This is a genomic window from Xanthomonas sp. CFBP 8445, from assembly GCF_025666235.1.
Taxonomy (GTDB): domain Bacteria; phylum Pseudomonadota; class Gammaproteobacteria; order Xanthomonadales; family Xanthomonadaceae; genus Xanthomonas_A; species Xanthomonas_A indica.
The window spans coordinates 1,449,762-1,468,317 of sequence record NZ_CP102594.1 but is presented as its reverse complement, the minus strand read 5'-3'; the positions used below and the strand labels follow the sequence as shown (position 1 = coordinate 1,468,317).

The 18,556-nt window shown below is 71.4% G+C and carries 11 protein-coding genes; 8 read left to right on the top strand and 3 right to left on the bottom strand.

Annotation, left to right across the window (positions count from 1 at the left end):
- The first annotated feature begins 73 nt into the window (after positions 1-73).
- A complete protein-coding gene (locus tag NUG21_RS06235) occupies positions 74-2,170 on the top strand; it encodes a glycosyltransferase (RefSeq protein ID WP_263392578.1) in 2,097 nt (698 codons plus the stop codon).
- Between the two features lie 526 nt (positions 2,171-2,696).
- On the opposite strand, the gene NUG21_RS06230 is transcribed toward NUG21_RS06235, so the two are convergent.
- Together NUG21_RS06230 and NUG21_RS06225 are read right to left on the bottom strand one after the other, a co-directional pair.
- On the bottom strand, positions 2,697-4,220 hold the full coding sequence (locus NUG21_RS06230; protein WP_317852487.1) for a hypothetical protein: 1,524 nt from the start codon (positions 4,218-4,220) through the stop codon (positions 2,697-2,699).
- Positions 4,221-4,341: 121 nt separating this feature from the next.
- Positions 4,342-6,495 (bottom strand): RelA/SpoT family protein, encoded by a 2,154-nt coding sequence (locus tag NUG21_RS06225; RefSeq protein WP_263392576.1) that lies wholly within the window; start codon positions 6,493-6,495, stop codon positions 4,342-4,344.
- A gap of 607 nt (positions 6,496-7,102) precedes the next feature.
- Here NUG21_RS06225 and pqqB point away from each other — a divergent pair.
- The 6 genes from pqqB to NUG21_RS06195 all read left to right on the top strand — a co-directional run bounded on the left by pqqB (position 7,103) and on the right by NUG21_RS06195 (position 12,574).
- Positions 7,103-8,002, top strand: coding sequence for a pyrroloquinoline quinone biosynthesis protein PqqB (pqqB, locus tag NUG21_RS06220; RefSeq protein WP_263392575.1), 900 nt, complete (start codon positions 7,103-7,105; stop codon positions 8,000-8,002).
- Between the two features lie 34 nt (positions 8,003-8,036).
- Complete coding sequence (gene pqqC, locus NUG21_RS06215; protein ID WP_263392574.1) at positions 8,037-8,783, top strand: pyrroloquinoline-quinone synthase PqqC; 747 nt, start codon at positions 8,037-8,039, stop codon at positions 8,781-8,783.
- Positions 8,780-9,058 (top strand): pyrroloquinoline quinone biosynthesis peptide chaperone PqqD, encoded by a 279-nt coding sequence (gene pqqD, locus NUG21_RS06210; RefSeq protein WP_263392573.1) that lies wholly within the window; start codon positions 8,780-8,782, stop codon positions 9,056-9,058. Before pqqC ends, pqqD begins: the two co-directional genes overlap by 4 nt.
- The gene (pqqE, locus tag NUG21_RS06205; protein WP_263392572.1) at positions 9,055-10,176 is read left to right on the top strand and encodes a pyrroloquinoline quinone biosynthesis protein PqqE; all 1,122 of its coding nucleotides are present in this window, start codon (positions 9,055-9,057) and stop codon (positions 10,174-10,176) included. The genes pqqD and pqqE overlap by 4 nt, the downstream gene beginning before the upstream one ends.
- A gap of 97 nt (positions 10,177-10,273) precedes the next feature.
- Positions 10,274-10,786, top strand: a complete 513-nt coding sequence (locus tag NUG21_RS06200) for a hypothetical protein (RefSeq protein WP_160946503.1) — start codon at positions 10,274-10,276, stop codon at positions 10,784-10,786.
- A gap of 12 nt (positions 10,787-10,798) precedes the next feature.
- Positions 10,799-12,574 carry a chloride channel protein gene (locus NUG21_RS06195; RefSeq protein ID WP_263392571.1) on the top strand — a complete coding sequence of 592 codons (1,776 nt, stop codon included), beginning with the start codon at positions 10,799-10,801 and terminating at the stop codon, positions 12,572-12,574.
- 789 nt (positions 12,575-13,363) lie between these two features.
- On the opposite strand, the gene hrpA is transcribed toward NUG21_RS06195, so the two are convergent.
- A complete protein-coding gene (gene hrpA / locus NUG21_RS06190; RefSeq protein WP_263392570.1) occupies positions 13,364-17,497 on the bottom strand; it encodes an ATP-dependent RNA helicase HrpA in 4,134 nt (1,377 codons plus the stop codon).
- 93 nt (positions 17,498-17,590) lie between these two features.
- On the opposite strand from hrpA, the gene NUG21_RS06185 reads away from it, so the two are divergent.
- Positions 17,591-18,157: a Dps family protein gene (locus NUG21_RS06185; protein ID WP_263392569.1), complete on the top strand. Its 567-nt coding sequence runs from the start codon at positions 17,591-17,593 to the stop codon at positions 18,155-18,157.
- Positions 18,158-18,556 lie beyond the last annotated feature (399 nt).

The following is an 18,556-nucleotide window of genomic DNA, read 5'->3' as shown; positions in this document are numbered from 1 at the left end:
TTCCGCCGAGTCTAGCGCAGCCCAGCGGGCAGCGCGGCGCGGCGGCCTCTTCGTTAAGTTGGAGTGGTGCCGGATGTCGATGTCGTGGGCGAATGCGCGCTACGCCCTGAACCGCCTGGCCGGCCTGGTCCGGCGCGGCCTGACCAGCCTGCGCACGCGCGGCTGGCGCAGCACCTGGCAGCGGCTGCGCGTGCATGCGCAACCGCTGCCGCCGCCGCAGCGCGCCCTGTTCGCGGTGGCGCCGACGCCGTTCGCGCCGTTCGCGGTGCCGAACAGTCCGGCGCCGTTGGTCAGCATCGTGATCCCGGTCTACAACCACGTCGACCATACCCTCGCCTGCCTGCGCGCGCTGGCCGCGCATCCGCCGGCCGCCCCTTGCGAGATCCTGGTCATCGATGACGGCAGCAGCGATGCCACCGCGCAGTGGCTGCCGCAGATCGTCGGCCTGCACTACCACGTGCGCGAGCGCAACGGCGGCTTCATCGCCACCTGCAACGACGGCGCTGCACGTGCGCAGGGCCGCTACCTGGTGTTCCTCAACAACGACACGGTGCCGCAACCGGGTTGGCTGGATGCGCTGCTGGACACCTTCGCGCAACTGCCGGAGGCCGGCTTGGTCAGCGCGCAACTGCTGTATCCCGACGGCCGCCTGCAGGACGCCGGCGGCGTGGTCTTCGCCGACGGCAGCGCGTGGAGCTACGGCCGCTTCGAGTCACCCGAGGATCCGCGCTACGCCTACCTGCGCGACGTCGACTACGGCAGCGGCGCGGCACTGGCGATCGAGCGCGCGCGCTTCCTGGCACTGGGCGGCTTCGATACGCGCTACATGCCGGCCTACTACGAGGACACCGATCTCGCCTTCGCGGTGCGCGCCGCCGGCTTGCGCACGCTGGTGCAACCGGCCAGCCGCGTGGTCCACGACGAGGGCACCAGCAACGGCACCGACACCGGCAGCGGGATCAAGGCCTACCAGGTGCGCAACCGCGCGATCTTCGCCGCCAAGTGGGCCGAGGTGTTGCCGCGGCACCTGGCGCCGGGCACGGTGCCGACGCCAGCGCGGCTGCACCGCCAGCAGCGCCAGGTGCTGATCCTGGACGAAGCGCTGCCGCAGCCGGACCGCGACTCCGCCTCGCTGCGCCAGCTCAACCTGATCCGCCTGCTGCTGCAGGAAGGCGCCCACGTGGTGTTCGTGCCCAGCGAGCGCAGCTACGCCAGCCGCCACAGCGAGGCCTTGCAGCGGCTCGGCGTGGAGGTGTGGCACGCGCCGTACCTGAAGAACCTCACCGGGTTCCTGCAGCAGCACGGCGCGCGCTTCCACAGCGTGCTGCTGGTGCGCCACCACGTCGCCCACGCCTGCCTGCCGCTGCTGCGCCGGTTCGCGCCGCAGGCGCGGCGGCTGTTCGATACCGTGGACCTGCACTACCTGCGCGAACGCCGCGGCGCCGAACTCGCCGGCGACGCGCGCCTGCTGCGCGAGGCCGAGCGGACCCGCGCGCGCGAACTGGAGGTCATGGCGCAGGTCGACGTGACCGTGCTGGTCAGCGCGGTCGAACGCGAACAGTTGCAGCGCGAGGCGCCGCAGGTGCGCACGGTGCTGATCTCGAACCTGCACGAGGTCGCCGGTCCCGGCCTGCCGTGGGCGCAGCGCCGCGACCTGGTGTTCGTCGGCGGCTTCCGCCATGCGCCCAACGTGGATGCGGTGCGCTGGTTCCTGCAGGAGGTGTTCCCGGCGGTGCGCCTGCGCTTGCCGGAGGTGCGCTTCCACTGCATCGGTGCGGACATGCCGGAGGACATCCGCCGCCTCGGCGAGGCCACCGCCGGCGTCGAACTGCTCGGCCACGTCCCCGACATCGCCGCCTACATGGACGGCATGCGCATCGCGGTGGCGCCGCTGCGCTTCGGCGCGGGGGTCAAGGGCAAGGTCAACCTGAGCATGGCCCATGGCCAGCCGGTGGTGGCCACCGCCTGCGCGGTGGAAGGCATGCACCTGCGCGATGGCGAGGACGTGCTGATCGCCGACGAGGCGGCGGCGTTTGCCGACGCCATCGCGCAGCTCTACGCCGATCCGGCGCTGTGGCAGCGGCTGGCCGATAACGGCCTGCGCAACATCGCAACCCACTTCTCGCTGGACGCTGCGCGCGCCACGGTGCGGGAGGCGTTCCTGGCCTGAGCGGCGGCGGCGCGCCGTGGTCGATCGCGTCGGGACTGAAGTCCCTCCCACACTCGTGCTGCAGACATCGCCGATGACCCGGCGCGCCCTGCGCAAGGGCACGCGCGCGTCGTACACGACGTAAGCAGGTCTGGTCTGCACATGCGGGAGAGGCTTCAGCCCCGACGCATCTGCCAGCCCCTCGGGACTGGAACACGTCTCTCCCGCCGCGCCTTGGCGAAACGCACCGTCACCTCGTAGGAGCGGCTTCAGCCGCGACGGGCGTCACCGGTAATCCCCGTCGCGGCTGAAGCCGCTCCTACGCGTGTGCAGTCGCCATCACGATGCACAGGCGCCCCAATATGCCTCGCATCACCTGGGCAGCGTTGTCGCGCACCGACACTGCCCAGGCGATGCAGACCAGCCCGCACGCAGCCACAAACACACCCCGATCGCCGGAACCTCTCCGCGCCCCTGTGGGAGGGACTTCAGTCCCGACGCGCAGCACCATCAGCCTAGCGGAAGCCCACAGACTTCACTGCGCCCGCTAGCGCCCAGGACTGAGGCTGCGCAAACGGCGCTCGAAGGCGGCCAGTTCCGGGGTGGACGGATCGATCGCGCGGGCGCGCTGCAGCGCTTGCCGCGCAAAGGTGGCGTCGCCGCCACCCAGGCGCTCGTCGCCGACCGCCAGCCAGCGCTGCGCCAGACGCCGGCGGGCAGTGGCCAGGCCGTTGCCGCCCGGGGCCAAGGCGCGCCAGGCGTCGTAGCAGGCGCTTGCCGCCAGCACCCGGTTGCCGCGCATGGCATCGTCGAAACAGCGTCGCAGCGCGGCCAGCACCCGCTGCTCGGCCGCGCGCACCCGCGCATCGCGCGGTGCCAGCGTCTGTGCCGCGAGCAAGGTGTCGTAGGCGCTGGCGCCGGGCGGGGTCACCCAGTCGCCACGCGCCTCGGCGGCCTGCAGGTCGGCCAGCAGGCGCTGCAGGCGCCGCTCGCGCTCGGCCGGCGACACCCGCGCTTGCGGCGTGGCCTGGCTCTGCCGGGCGCGCTGCAGCGCCTGCTTGGCGTCGGCCAAGGCGCGGCTGTCGGGTGCCAGGGCCTGGCCCTTGCGCAGCGCGCGCTCCGCCTCGCCGAAGCGGAAATCGGCCGCGGCGCGGCTGGCCTGCAGGGCATAGGCCGCCGCCACCCGCTCCAGGCCGTCGCTGGCCCCGGGCGCCTCCGGTACCGCCGCGCGCCACTGCGCGAAGGCGCGCGCCGCCGCGTCCAGGCGCTGCCGGCGCAGGGCCTGCTCGGCGTCGTGCTGCAGGCGCTCCAGCGCCCGGTTCAGTTCCGCCTGGGTCTCGGGCAGGTCGACATGGCCGGCGTCGTAACCGCGCGCGCGCTCCACCAGCGCCGCGGCGGCGGCCAGGTCGCCGCGCGCCAGCGCGCTGCGCGCGTGCTGCAGCAGTTCCGACAGCGCATCCTCGCGGCCTTCCAGCGCCGCGGTGCGCTCAGGCGCGAACTCCAGCACCCGCTGGTACAGCGGCAGGGCCGCGTCCGGGCCATCGTCCAGATGCCCGTCGCGACGCGCCTGCGCCGCCCGCTGCAGCAGTTGATCGATACCGGCGTGCGCGGCCTCGCGCGCGCGCAACGCCGCCTCGATGCGATCGGCATCGGCGCGCGGCACCTGCAGCGCACGCGCCAGGGCCAACGCCTCGCGAGCTTGCGGATAACGGCCGGCGGCCAGCGCCGCGCGCGCCTGGCCCAGCGCCGCGCGCCCGGTCGCGGCCAGCCCGACGCGCGCCTGCATGCGGTCGCCGTCCAGCGCCAGCGCGGCCTCGAAACGCTCGCGCGCGCCGCTGCCGTCGGCGGCGCTGAGCCGGCCCGCGCGCAGCGCCGCGTGGCCCTGGTCGAGCAATTGCTGGATGCGCGTCTCCGGCCAGATCAAATCGGCCAGCGGGCGGCGGAACAGCACCAGCGTCGTGCCCAGCACCAGCAGCACCGCCAGCGCCCAGCGCCAGACACGCCGGTCGCGCCACAGCGGCACCGGCCGCGGCCTGCGCTGGGGTTCGTCCCTGACCTGATCTGGCGGCATGCTCACCGCGCAAGCTTAGCGTTGGCCCGATGACGAACAGCTGTGCGTCGCCTCGCCCCGCCCCGCCGGGGACGGCCAGAGCGGCCGCGGGCACGCCTGCGGCCCCGCGCGGCGCCGGCGCTCAGCCCAGCCGCCGCGCCTCGTGCACGCCCGGCAACGCGTCGAGCTTGCCGAGCAAGGTGGACAGTTGCCCGTAGTCGCCGACCTTCAGCCGCAGCCGCAGTTGCGCCAGGCCGCTGTCGCGCACGTTGTCGCTGTTGATCTCCAGCACGTGCGCCTCTTCCTGAGCGATCAGGTTGGTGATGTCCTTGAGCAACCAGCGCCGGTCCACTGCGCGCACCAGCACGTCGACCTCGTAGCCGCCGCCGGCCTGGCCCCACTCCACCGGCAGCACCCGCTGCGGATGGCTGGCGGCCAGCCGCGCGAACGCCGCGCAGTCGCTGCGGTGCACGGTGACGCCGCGGGTGCGGGTCAGGTAGCCGGCGATCGGCTCGCCGGCCACCGGCTGGCAGCAGCGCGCCAGTTGCACCAGCAGATTGCCCACGCCCTGCACGGTGAACTTGGATTTGCCCAGGCCGGTGCGCCGCGCGGTCGGCCGCGGCATGGCCGGCGCGGCCGGCTGCGCTGCGGCGCGCTCGGCCTCGTGCAGCGCGCGCCCGACCTGGCTGGGGCCGACATCGCCCAGCGCGACCTGGATGTACAGCTCCTCCACGCCCTCGGCATGGAACTTCTTCGCCGCCGGCAGCAGGTCGGCCTGCTGCAGACCCAGGCGCTTGAGTTCGCGCTCCAGCAGTTCCTTGCCGGCCTGCACGTTGCGCGCGCGGTCCAGCTTGTGGAACCAGGCGCGCACCTTGTCGCGCGAGCGCCCGCTGGCCAGGTAACCGTTGGCCGGCAGCAGCCAGTCGCGGCGCGGCTCGGCCTCCTTGCCGGTGAGGATCTCCACGCGGTCGCCGCTGCGCAGCTTGTGGGTCAGCGGCACGATGCGGTTGTTGACCTTGGCGCCGCGGCAGCGGTGCCCGACCATGGTGTGCACGTGGTAGGCGAAGTCCAGCGGCGTGGCGCCTTGCGGCAGGTCGATCACCTCGCCCATCGGGGTCAGCGCATAGACCCGGTCCTCGACCAGTTCGGCGTCCAGCGCCCCGGCCAGCCCGCCCTGCTCGCCGTCCTGCGACTGCTCCAGCAGCTGCCGCATCCAGGTGATCTTGCGGTCGAAGGCCTTCTCCGCGCCCTTGCCGCCTTCCTTGTACTTCCAGTGCGCGGCCACGCCCAGTTCGGCCTGGGCGTGCATGTCGTGGGTGCGGATCTGCACCTCGATCGTGCGCCCCTCCGGGCCGACCACCGCGGTGTGCAGCGAGCGGTAGTCGTTGGCCTTGGGCCGGGCGATGTAGTCGTCGAACTCGCTGGGCACCGGCGCCCACAGCGCGTGCACCACGCCCAGCGCGGCGTAGCAGGCGGCGACGTCGTCGACCATCACCCGCACCGCGCGCAGGTCGTACAGCTGGTCGAAGGCCAGGCGCTTCTTCTGCATCTTCCGCCAGATGCTGTAGATGTGCTTGGGCCGCCCGCTGATCTCCGCGCGCAGGCCCTGCTCGGCCAGCGCCTTGGACAGGATTTTCTTGACCGCCTCGATGTAACGCTCGCGCGCCACCCGGCTCTCGTCGACCTCGCGGGCGATGCGCCGGTAGGTGTCCGGCTCCAGGTGCCGGAACGCCAGGTCCTCCAGCTCCCACTTCAGCTGCCAGATGCCCAGGCGGTTGGCCAGCGGCGCGTGGATGTCGCGGGTCAGCTGCGCCAGCGCGCGGCGCTGCGCCTCCGGCGCCTTGTCGGCCACGCGCATCTGCGCCAGTTGCCGCGCCAGCAGGATCGGCACCACCCGCAGGTCCTGCACGATCGACAGCAGCAGCCGGCGCAGGCCCTCGCTGTTGCGCCCGGCCTCGCGCCCGGCATGCAGCGCCCACACCTGATCGGCGGCGTCCTGCGCCTCCAGCAACCCGGTCACCGCCTGCGCCCGCGCAGGCGGTTCCACCGGCAGCTGCGGCAACTGCGCGCGCAGGCCCGGCAGGTCGAACAGCAGCGCGGCCAGCAGCGCGGCTTCGTCCGCGGACAGCAGCGCCAGCGCATCCAGGGTGTCGGCCAGCACCGGCCACGGCAGTCGCGGCGGCTCGGGCTGCGCCTGCCAGGCTTGCAACAGCGCGGCGCGCAGGGCGGGCGCCAGGGTCGCGGCCGCCGGGCGCTGCAGCAACGCCTCCAGGCCGGAGTGGACGGTGTGGTTCAAGGACGGACGCAGTCGACGAAAACGGTGCTGCCTACACTAACGCGCTTGTGCGCGTTCTCACAATTGCGCCGAGTGCGTCGCCACGACGCGCGGCGCGGACACGCACCGCCAGCTCACTGTGACCCGGTTGCGACTTGCGGTGCTTTTACCGGAATTTCACAACCGCCCCAACCCCCACGCCTATGCTCGAACGCGACGGCAACCGCACGCGTTGCAATCGCAAAGCTGTCCTGCATGCGCCGCTGCCGTCGCCCCCTGGACCGACTCGAAGAGGAACGCACATGAAGAAGTGGAACAAGCCTGTGATCCGCGAGATCTGCGTCGGCGCGGAAATCAACTGCTACGCCTCCGGCGAGCTCTGACTCGCGCAGTCCTCCTTTCCCGCGACCGAAGCGCGACCGGCCAGGGGATGTCTTCCATCCCCGAACATGCCGCGCCGTGCTTGCGCGCGCCTGTGGCAAGAAAGAGCGAGGAAGTGGACATCCGTCCACGCCCGAGCGATGACGCAGCCACGGGCGTGGGCAAACGCGGCCCATCGGGTTGAGCCGCCAGGCTCGACGCGGCGTGTTCGGGGATGGGGGCATCCCCTTATGCCAACGGAGACCGGATGCACCTCATCGTATTGGGATCGGCGGCAGGCGGAGGGCACCCGCAGTGGAACTGTCACACGCCCGCGAGCCAACGCGCGTGGCAGCAACACCCGGGTGCTCAACGCCGTACCCAGGCCAGCATTGCGGTCAGCGTCGACCGCCAGCGCTGGCTGTTGATCAATGCCTCACCGGATTTTCGCCAGCAGGTGCTGGCCACGCCGGCACTGTGGCCGCAGCGCGAGCAGCGCCATTCCCCGATCGAGGCCGTGCTGCTGACCAGCGGCGAGATCGACCATATCGCCGGCCTGCTGTCGATGCGCGAGAGCCAGCGCTTCGACCTGTATGCCAGCGGCCGCGTGCTCGAGTTGCTGGCGCAGAACCCGGTGTTCGACGCGCTGCACCCGGCCTACGTGCACCGCCACCCGTTCGCCCTGGACACGCCGCTGTCGCTGCTGGGGTTGCAGGTCACGCCGTTCGCGGTGCCGGGCAAGGTGCCGCTGTTCATGGAAAGCCGCCACAGCGGCGACCTGGCCGGCTCCGCCGAGGAAACGCTGGGCCTGACCATCGACGACGGCCAGCACCGCGTGCACTACATCCCCGGCTGCGCCGCGCTGACCGAGGCCCTGCGCGCGCGGCTGCAGGGCGCCGAGCTGGTGTTCTTCGACGGCACACTGTGGCGCGACGACGAACTGGTGCAACTCGGCGTCAGCGCCAAGACCGGCCAGCGCATGGGCCACATGAGCATCGACGGCGCGGCCGGCACCCTGCGCGCCTTCGCCGATCTGCAGGTAGCGCGCAAGGTCTTCATCCACATCAACACCACCAACCCGATCCTCGACGCCGGTTCCCCGGAGCGCGCCACCGTCGCCGCGCACGGTTGGGACGTGGCCCACGACGGCATGGAGATCGCGCTATGACCCGAACCCCCGCACCGCCTGCGAGGCCGAGCCCGTGAGCGCCTTGCTGAGCCCAGAGCAACTGGAAACCGCGCTGCGCGCGATCGGCGCGCGGCTGTACCACGACCAGCATCCCTTCCACGCGCTGCTGCACAGCGGGCGCCTGAACCGCGGCCAGGTCCAGGCCTGGGCGCTGAACCGCTACGAGTACCAGCGCTGCATCCCGCTCAAGGACGCGGCGATCCTGGCGCGGATGGACGATCCGGCGTTGCGCCGGATCTGGCGCCAACGCATCGTCGACCACGACGGCAGCAGCGACGGCGAAGGCGGCATCGCCCGCTGGCTGCACCTGACCGACGCGCTCGGGCTGGACCGCGACCTGGTGCAGTCCGGCCGCGGCCTGCTGCCCGGCACCCGCTTCGCGGTGCAGGGCTACCTGCACTTCGTGCGCGAGAAGAGTCTGCTCGAGGCCATCGCCTCGTCGCTGACCGAGCTGTTCGCGCCGGGCATCATCAGCCACCGCGTGGCCGGCATGCTGCAGCACTACGACTTCGTCTCGCGCGAGGCGCTGGCGTATTTCGAGCATCGCCTGCACGAGGCGCCGCGCGATTCGGACTTCGCCCTGGATTACGTCAAGCGCCACGCCGACACCGTGGAGAAGCAGCACCTGGTGCAAAACGCGCTGCGCTTCAAGTGCGGCGTGTTGTGGTCGCAACTGGACGCGTTGCACTTCGCCTACGTGCAGCCGGGCGTGGCCTGGCCGGACGCGTTCGCCCCCGACGCCGCGCAGGCCGCGGCATGAGCACGCTGGACACCGGCAGCCAGCCGCGGCTCGTCGCCGGCGTGCGCCTGCAGCACGACCGCGCCCGTGACCGATGGGTGCTGCTGGCACCGGAACGGGTTATCGAACTGGACGAGATCGCCCACGCCATCGTCTCGCGCTGCGACGGCACCCGCAGCCTGGCGGCGATCGCCGCGGAACTGGCGGCCGAGTTCGAGGCCGACCCGGCCGAGGTCGAACGCGACGTGCGCGAACTGGCGCAGCAGTTGCAGGCCAAGCGGCTGCTGCGCGCATGAGCGCGCCGGTGCCGCCGCCGCTGTCGATCCTGCTGGAGCTGACCCACCGCTGCCCGCTGGCCTGCCCGTATTGCTCCAACCCGATCGAACTGGCCGGCCTGCGCGAGGAACTGGACACCGCCGGCTGGCGCTCGGCGCTGGACCAGGCCGCGGCGATGGGCGTGCTGCAGGCGCACTTCTCCGGCGGCGAGCCGATGCTGCGCAAGGACCTGCCCGAGCTGGTGGCGCATGCGCGCGCACTGGGCCTGTACAGCAACCTGATCACCTCCGGCGTGGCCGGCGGCGCGCCGATGCTGGCGGCCCTGGCCGCCGCTGGGTTGGAGCACGTGCAACTGAGCATCCAGGATGCCGACGCCGCCGGCGCCGACCGCATCGCCGGCTACCGCGACAGCCTGGCGAAGAAGCGCGCGTTCGCCGCGGCGGTGCGCGCGCTCGACCTGCCGCTGACGATCAACGCGGTGATCCATCGGCACAACGCCGAACGTGTCCCGGCAATGATCGAACTGGCGCTGGAGCTCGGCGCCGAACGCCTGGAAGTGGCCCATACCCAGTACTACGGCTGGGGCCTGCGCAATCGCGCCGCGCTGATGCCCAGCCGCGCGCAGATCGACGCCACCGTGGCCGCGGTGGACGCCGCCCGCCTGCGCCTGCAGGACCGCCTGCACATCGATTTCGTCACCCCCGACTACTACGCGCACCGGCCCAAGGCCTGCATGGGCGGCTGGGGCCAGCGCTTCGTCAACATCTCCCCGCGCGGCGACGTGCTGCCCTGCCATGCCGCCGAGACCCTGCCGGACATGCGCTTCGAGAACCTGCGCACGCGCCCGCTGGCGGCGATCTGGGCAGACGGCGAGGCCTTCGTGCGCTTCCGCGGCAGCGCCTGGATGCCCGAGGTGTGCCAGGGCTGCCCGAAGCGCGAGATCGACTGGGGAGGCTGCCGCTGCCAGGCGCTGGCGCTGAGCGGCGATGCCGCGACCCTGGACCCGGTCTGCGAACGCGCCCCGGCGCACGCGGCACTGCAGGCGCTGGCGCAGCGCGAAGCCGCCGCGCCGCCCCCGGATTTCGTGTATCGGCGGCCGCCACGCGCGGCCGTCGCGCCCGCTGCCGCCGAGGACTGAGGCCGGGCGCCGACGCGGTCCCGGGTGCGCCGGCAGGCGGTGCGCCGTCACCGCTTGCGACTACACTACCGCGCATCCCACTGCCCGGATCCCCGCCATGTCCCTTGCGCGTCTCGCTCCCCTGGCCCTGTGCGCGGCGCTCGCCGTATACGCCGCCCCGGCACTCGCCCAGCGCACCGTCTCCGGCGATCTGCAGACCCAGATGTCGCCGCAGGAGTTCAAGGCCGCCGGGCTGGACAAGCTGTCGCCGCAGGAGCTGGCCGCGCTGAACGACTGGCTGCAGGGCAAGGTCGCCAAGGAAACCGCGGTGGCGCTGGAAAAAGCCAAGGAGGAAGGCCGCCGCGAGGTGATCACCAAGAACCGCGGCTTCTTCGACTTCGGCAGCGCCGAGCCGATCGAGAGCACCCTGGTGGGCGAGTTCTCCGGCTTCGCCAAGGGCCGCCACTACGTGCTGGCCAATGGCCAGGAATGGGAGCAGACCGAAGCGGCGAGCCTGGCCAGCGTGCACCGCACTGCGCCCAAGGTGAAGATCACCCCGGGGATCATGGGCGTGTGGTACATGCAGATCGACAACTACAACACCCGCGCCAAGGTCCGTCGCGTCAAATAAGGATCGCGCACCGTGCACCTGCGTCCGCGGCCGGGCCTGGCCGACGCCTCGCACAGCGTCGCCGATGCGCTGCGCCGGCGCCTGCGCGCCAGCGATGTGTGGTTCATCGCCCTGGCCTTGCTGGTCGGCGTGATGGCCGGCCTGCTGACCCTGCTGCAGAGCAGCCTGGCGCATGGCGCGCAGACCTGGCTGTACGGCCTCGAAGCCGACGAGCGGCTCAGCGCCATGTCCGAGCTGAGCGTGCAGCAGTTGCTGGTGCTGCCGCTGGGCGGGCTGCTGGTCGGCCTGCTGGGCATGGCCGCGCGCGCGCGCAAGCGCCAGCTGGTCGACGCCGTCGAAGCCAACGCGCTGTATGGCGGGCGCATGTCGATGCGCGACAACCTGATCGTCTCCGTGCAGACCCTGTTCTCCAACGGCGTCGGCGCCTCGGTCGGCCTGGAAGCGGCGTATACGCAGATGGGCGCGGGCACCGGCTCGCACCTGGGCCGGGTGCTGCGCCTGCGCCGCGCCGACATCCGCACTCTGGTCGGCGCTGGTGCCGGCGCGGCCATCGCTGCCGCCTTCGGCGCGCCGCTGGCCGGCGCCTTCTACGCGTTCGAGATCGTCATCGGCGCGTACTCGCCCTCGGCGCTGGCGCCGGTGGCGGTGGCCTCGCTGGGCGCGGTGTTCGTGTCGCAGCTGGCCGGGGTGCAGCCGTACCTGCTGCCGGCCTCGGCGGCCTCGGCGCTGGAGGCGCGAGACTACGTGCTGTACGCGCTGCTCGGCGTGCTCTGCGCGCTGCTGGCGGTCGCGGTGATGCGCCTGATCGGCGCGATCGAACAGGCCATCAACCGCAGCCCGTTGCCGCGCTGGGCGCGCCCGGTGGCCGGCGGCCTGCTGCTGATCCCGTTGGCACTGATCACCCCGCAGGTGCTGTCCTCCGGGCACGGCGCGCTGCACCTGGACTTGACCAGCCCGACCTCGCTGCGCTGGCTCGGCATCCTGTTGCTGCTCAAGTGCCTGGGTTCGGCCATCTCGCTGGGCTTCGGCTTCCGCGGCGGCCTGTTCTTCGCCTCGCTGTTCATGGGCTCGCTGGTCGGCGGGCTGTTCGCCGGCGTACTGAACCTCGGCAGCGGCATGGCCCTGGTCGACGGCACCGCCGCCTCGCTGGCCGGCATGGCGGCGATGGCCGCCGCCGTGGTCGGCGCGCCGATGACGATGGCGATGCTGGTGCTCGAGGGCACCCACGACTTCGTGCTGGCCAGCGCGGTGATGGTGGCGGTGCTGGTGGCCAACACCATCGTCCGGCAGATCTTCGGCTACTCGTTCTCCACCTGGCGCCTGCACCTGCGCGGCGAGACCATCAAGAGCGCGCGCGACGTCGGGTGGGTCAAGCACCTCAGCGCCGGACGGATGATGCGCAAGGACGTGCATCCGCTGACCGCCACCACCAGCGTCGCCGAGTTCCGCCGCCGTTTCCCGCTCGGTTCGGGCACCCGTGTGGTGCTGGAGGACGAGAACGGCCACTACGCCGGCCTGGTCACCCTGGCCGCCGCCTATGCCGATGGCGTCAACGCCGACGCGGCCATCGTCGACTACGCCGGCAACCGCGACGTCGCCCTGCCCGCCGACACCGACGTGGTCACCGCCATGCGCCAGTTCGACCTGACCCAGAGCGACGAACTGGCCGTGGTCGACGAGCAGGGCAAGGTGCTGGGCGTGCTCAGCGAAAGCTTCGTGCGCAAGCGCTATGCCGAGGAACTGGACAAGCGCCAGCGCGAGCTGATGGGCGAGCGGGTGGATGATTGAGGGGCCGGGATTGGGGATTGGGGATTGGGGATTCGCAGGATTGCTGGCCCCTGCGAGGTTGAGGGCCGTGATCGCATGTCGTAGGAGCGGCTTCGGCCGCGACGCGTTGGCGCAAAAAGGTCGCGGCTGAAGCCGCTCCTACGACGTTTCGGCACGACTCCACTGCGATCTGCTGCATTGACCACACCCACGCGGCCTATCTTTCTTTGTGGGAGGGACTTCAGTCCCGACGCTTTTGGCGGCAATGCGTCGGGACTGAAGTCCCTCCCAAAACGAGCGACATGGTCGATGCGCTGGACGCACGGCGCGCGACAGCAAGCGGCGCAGCTGTGCAGCGGCGTCAGCCGAGCTGCGCTTCGATGCAGCCGGTGGCGACCAAAGCACCTGCAGCGACAAGAACAAGACTCAGCGCCGTCAGGCCCTTGGCGCTCAAAAACACGGCGAATGGTTGCAGAGCGCGTCGTCGTGACCGCTCCACGCGATGTCTCCCTTTGTGGGAGGGGCTTCAGCCCCGACGCATTAACGCCAGAGCATCGGGAATGCAGGACACCTCCACTACCTTCTGGGGTGCACGCGTAGGAGCGGCTTCAGCCGCGACGAGGCCTTGCCTGGAAAGCCGTCGCGGCTGAAGCCGCTCCTACAGATGCAGTGACGCGTATAACGAACGCGGGTGATGAAAACGTGCCCTGACGTCCCTCCCACAGACCGCTGCAAACGCGAACACCGCGGCCACGGGCAGCAGGAACAGCGCGGCAATCTCGCACCCAATCCCCAATCCCCACTCCCGAATCACCGCAGTTGCGCCAACCGCTGCGCGAGCTTCTTGGCCGAGATGCCGGCGCGGGCGCCCAGCTCCTGGGCGAACAGCGACACCCGCAGTTCTTCCAGGTCCCAGCGCAGCGCCTGCCACTCCGGGGTGTCTGCGCGTCCAGCCGCGGCCGCCCCGGCCAGTGCGTCGACGAAGGGCTTCAGCTCCAGCATGCGCGCCTGGTCGCGGGCCGGATCGCGTTTGGCGCGTTCGGCGCGCAGGATCATCGCGCGCAGATAGCGCGGGAACTGCGCCAGCGCGGTGGCCGGGGTCTCGCGCAGGAAGCCCGGATGCAACAAGGCCGCCAGTTGCGCGCGCAGGTCGTCGAGGTTGCCGCTGGCCCAGCCCATCAGCGGCGATTCCAGTTGCGGCTTCAGTTCGGCAGCCGCGCCCATGATCGCCTCGGCCAGCTTCAGCCGTTCCATCGCCTCGCCGAACAACTGTTTGGCGGCGACGTCGCGACGCTGGGCGAAGCTGTCCGCGTCGCGGATCGCCTCCAGCCCCTGCTCCAGCAGCGCGTTCAACGCCGCCTCCACCAGGTCGCCGCGCAGGCGTTCCTGCGACTCGATCGCCGCGTACAGCAGCCCGGTTTTGGGCGACACCGGCAACTGCTTGCGTGCCTGCTTGACCTTGTCGGCCAGGGCGATCTCCAGCAGCCGGCGTACGCCACGCGGATGCGCGGCCTCGGCCTGCGCACGGTCGGCGAAGATGCGCAGCGCGGCGCTGTCGCCCTCGTCCACCAGCGCCGGATACGCCGGCACGCCGGCTTCGCCCGGCACCTGCAGCGGAATCGGCGTCGCCGGGAATTCGCGCAGCCCGGTCGCGGCCATGGCACGGCCGGCGCGCGCGGCGAAGGCCTGCCCGGCACGTTCGCCGAAGCGCGCACGCAGCGCGTCCAGGTCGCGCGATTCGGCCAGCACCTTGCCGGCATCGTCGCGCAGGCGCAGGTTCATGCGCAGATGCGGCTCCAGCGTGCTCTCGTCGAACTCCAGCGCACTCAGCGGCGCGCCGGTGGCACGCTGCAGGAAGCGCGCCAGCTCACCACGCATGTCGTCGGCGCTGGGCTGCGGGAATGCCTCGTAGAACGCACGGGCGAAGTCCGGCGCCGGCACGTAGTTGCGGCGCAGCGCCTTGGGCAGGCTGCGGATCAGCGCCGCGGCCTTGTCGGTCACGAAGCCGGGCGCCAGCCACGACAGCCGTGCCGGATCCAGCGCGTTGAGCAGGTGCACCGGCACCTCCAGGGTCACGCCGTCGTCGGCCGCGCCCGGTTCGAACCGGTACTGCAGCGGCAGCCGCGCATCGCCCAGCGGGAAGTACTTGGGATAGCGCTCGGCCTCGCTGCCCTCGCCCGGCAGCAGGTCGGCCAGCGACCAGTGCAGCGTGCGCCGCTGCTCCGGCGCCAGCGCCTTCCACCAGGCGTCCAGGCCGGAGGCGGAATGGATCTCGCCGGGAATCCGGTCCAGATACCAGCGCGCCTGCCAGTCCTCGTCGGCGACGATGCCGGCGCGGCGCAGCTTGGCCTCTTCCTCGTGTGCCTGCGCCAGCACCTTCTGGTTGTCGGCGACGAAGCTGGCACGGGTGTTGATCTCGCCCGGCACCAGGCCCTGGCGCACGAACAACTCGTGCGCACCGGGCGGATCGATGCGGCCGTAGTGCACCGGCTTCTTCGGCGCCAGCACCAGCCCGAACAGGCTGATCTGCTCGGAGGCCAGCACCTGCCCCTGCGCGCGCGACCAGTGCGGATCGAAATGCTTGCGCGCCAGCAGGTGCGGCAACTCCGCGATCACCCAATCCGGTTCGATCGCAGCGTTGGTCAGGCCCCACACCTTCTGCGTGTCCAGCAGCGTCGCAGGCAGCACCCACGGCGGCGGCTTGCGCGCCAGCGCCGAGCCGGGGAACAGCAGGAAGCGGCGCTGCCGCGGCGCCAGGAAATCGCCTTTCTCGGTGCGGTGGCCCACCTGGGTCGGCAGGCCGGCCAGCAAGGCGCGGTGCAGCGCCTGGTAGGCCGCGGCGCGCTCGCGCTCGCTGGCGCGCGGCGCCTCGCCCGACTCGGCGGGCGCCGGTGGCGGGGTCTGGACCGGCGGTGCGGGCGTCGCCGGCGTGCCGGTGCCGCGGCCTTCGCGGGCCAGGCGCGCGGCGCGGTGCAGCTGCCCGCGGGTCGCGCGCGCCGCGGTCTCGGCATCGCGCGCCGACGCGGGCGCGGAAGCGCCGGCCAGCAGCGGCCGCAGGGAGGCCTCCGCCGGTTCCTCGGTCCAGCCCAGTTCCGCGCACAGCAGATGCAACTGGCGGTGCAGTTCGCGCCACTCGCGCATGCGCAGGAAGCCGAGGAAATGCCGCCCGCACCAGTCGCGCAGCTTGGACTGGGTCAGGTCCTCGTGCGCCTGCCGGTAACCGTCCCACAGGCGCAGGATGCCGACGAACTCCGAGCGCGCATCGGCGAACTTGGCGTGTGCGTTGTCGGCCGCCTCGCGCGCCTCCGGCGGGCGCTCGCGCGGGTCCTGGATGCCCAGGAACGCCGCGATCACCAGCATCGACCGCAGGCAGCCGTGCTGCTGCGCCGCCACCAGCATCCGCGCCAGCTTCACGTCCACCGGCAGCCGCGCCATCTTGCGGCCGATCTCGGTGAGCTTGCGCAGGCCATGGCGGTCCGGCTCGCCGACCGCGCCCAGTTCCACCAGTTGCTGCCAGCCATCGGCCACCGCGCGCTCGTCCGGCGGCTCCAGGAACGGGAAATCCTCGATCCGTCCCAGCCCCAGCTGCAGCATGCGCAGGATCACACCGGCCAGGCTGGAGCGGCGGATCTCCGGATCGGTGAATTCCGGCCGCGCCTGGAAATCGGCCTCGGCGTACAGCCGGTAGCAGATGCCCTCGGCGACGCGGCCGCAGCGGCCCTTGCGCTGGTTGGCGCTGGCCTGCGAGATCGGCTCGATGTGCAGGCGGTCGAGCTTCTGCCGCGGGCTGTAGCGCTTGACCCGCGCATAGCCGGGATCGACGACGTAGCGGATCCGCGGCACCGTCAGCGAGGTTTCAGCGACGTTGGTGGCCAGCACCAGGCGCCGCCGCGGGCCGGGATTGAATACCCGGTCCTGGTCGGCGTTGGAGAGCCGCGCGTAGAGCGGCAGCACCTCGGTCTCGCGGTACTTGCGCCGTTCCAGCGCATGGTGCGCATCCCGGATCTCGCGCTCGCCGGGCAGGAACACCAGCACGTCGCCGCGCGGATCCAGCCGGGTGATTTCGTCCACGGCCGCCACGATCGCCTGGTTGACGGTGCGGTCGCCGGCGCTGTCGCCGCCCTCGGCATCGGCATCTTCGCCCGGCTCCTCCAGCGGCCGATAGCGCACTTCCACCGGATAGGTGCGGCCTTCCACGCTGATCACCGGCGCATCGTCGAAATGCGCGGCGAAGCGCGCGGTGTCGATCGTCGCCGAGGTCACGATGACCTTCAGATCCGGGCGCTTGCGCAGCAGCTGCTTCAGATAGCCGAGCAGGAAATCGATGTTAAGGCTGCGCTCGTGCGCCTCGTCGACGATGATCGTGTCGTAGCTGGACAGCCAGCGGTCGCTGGCGATCTCGGCCAGCAGGATGCCGTCGGTCATGAACTTGATCCGCGTCTGCTCGCCGACGCGGTCGTTGAAGCGCACCTGGAAGCCCACCGTCTCGCCCACCGGCGTGCGCAGCTCCTCGGCCACACGGCTGGCCACCGCGCGCGCGGCGATGCGCCGCGGCTGGGTGCAGCCGATCATGCCGGCGGCGCCGCGCCCGGCGGCCAGGCACAGCTTCGGCAACTGCGTGGTCTTGCCCGAGCCGGTCTCGCCGGCGATCACCACCACCTGGTGGTCGCGGATCAGCGCCACGATGCGCTCTGCCTCGCGCGCGATCGGCAGCTGCGGATCCAGGGTGATCGCCGGCTGCTGCGCCGCGCGCGCGGCGCAACGCGCCTGCGAGGCCTGCAGCGCCTGCTCGAACGTGGCCTCCAGCGCAGCATTGCCGGGCGCGGCCTGCCAGCGCGACCATAGGCCCAGCAGGCGGCCGCGGTCGCGGGTCAGCGCGCCGTCGATCGCGGCGCGGCGTTCGCGCAGGCGTGCCGGCACGGAGGGTTTTTCGATAGCGTTCATCAATCGGATGCCATTGAACGTTGAATCACAGCACATGCTTTAGTCTGTCTATTGTGACGCCATCTCATCCGTAACCCCCAGGAGGAACTTCCCATGGCCAAGAGCAAGACCCCCGGCAAGACCAAGAACTCCACCAGCAAGGCCATCGCCGGCCAGCCGCTGGCCGGGCTGGCGCCGTCTGCGCCCAACATCGATATCGGGATCGGCGGCGGCGATCGCAAGAAGATCGCCGACGGCCTGTCGCACTACATGGCCGACGCCTTCACCCTGTACCTGAAGACCCACAACTTCCACTGGAACGTGACCGGGTCGATGTTCAACTCGCTGCACCTGATGTTCGAGACCCAGTACACCGAGCAGTGGGCGGCGCTGGACGACGTCGCCGAGCGCATCCGCGCCCTGGGCTTCAACGCCCCCGGTTCGTACAAGGAATACGCGGCGCTGACCTCGATCCCGGAAGAGGAAGGCCTCAGCGACAGCGCCGACTGGCGCGAGATGGTGCGCCAGCTGGTGGTCGGCAACGAAGCGGTATGCCGCACCGCGCGCAAGGTACTCAAAACCGCCGACGACGCCGGCGACGACCCGTCAGTGGACATGCTGACCCAGCGCCTGCAGACCCACGAGAAGTACGCCTGGATGCTGCGCTCGCTGCTGCAGTAAGGGATGCCGCCCTGCCTGCCTGGCAGGCAGGGCGCGCCGCTAGGCTGGGCGACGCTGCGCGCGCTCCGCCGCGCGCATTGGGCGGCAATGCATTCCGGTCGCTGCCTCGTCACGCCTGGCTCTCGTTGTAGGAGCGGCTTCTTGTAGGAGCGGCTTCAGCCGCGACCAACGCTCAGGACAAGGCCCGGTCGCGGCTAATTCCGAAAGGAGACAAGCGCCGCTGCTACCGGGACCTGCGAGGCGCCAGCCGGGTGCTTTGTGGGAGGGACTTCAGCCCCGACGCCTTGCAAGGTCGGACCAGGCAAGCTTGGTTCGTCATCGACGCACTGCCCGTGAGCCCTACAGAACGCTGCACCTTCGCCTGATACCCACCTGCGGACATCCGGAAGCCAACCGCCC

Coding starts and splice junctions, on each gene's coding strand:
- hrpA (WP_263392570.1), bottom strand. CDS start 17,497: ATGAACGCTATCGAAAAACCCTCCGTGCCGGCACGCCTGCGCGAACGC.
- NUG21_RS06235 (WP_263392578.1), top strand. CDS start 74: ATGTCGATGTCGTGGGCGAATGCGCGCTACGCCCTGAACCGCCTGGCC.
- NUG21_RS06200 (WP_160946503.1), top strand. CDS start 10,274: ATGTCCCTTGCGCGTCTCGCTCCCCTGGCCCTGTGCGCGGCGCTCGCC.
- pqqE (WP_263392572.1), top strand. CDS start 9,055: ATGAGCGCGCCGGTGCCGCCGCCGCTGTCGATCCTGCTGGAGCTGACC.
- pqqD (WP_263392573.1), top strand. CDS start 8,780: ATGAGCACGCTGGACACCGGCAGCCAGCCGCGGCTCGTCGCCGGCGTG.
- pqqB (WP_263392575.1), top strand. CDS start 7,103: ATGCACCTCATCGTATTGGGATCGGCGGCAGGCGGAGGGCACCCGCAG.
- NUG21_RS06230 (WP_317852487.1), bottom strand. CDS start 4,220: ATGCCGCCAGATCAGGTCAGGGACGAACCCCAGCGCAGGCCGCGGCCG.
- NUG21_RS06185 (WP_263392569.1), top strand. CDS start 17,591: ATGGCCAAGAGCAAGACCCCCGGCAAGACCAAGAACTCCACCAGCAAG.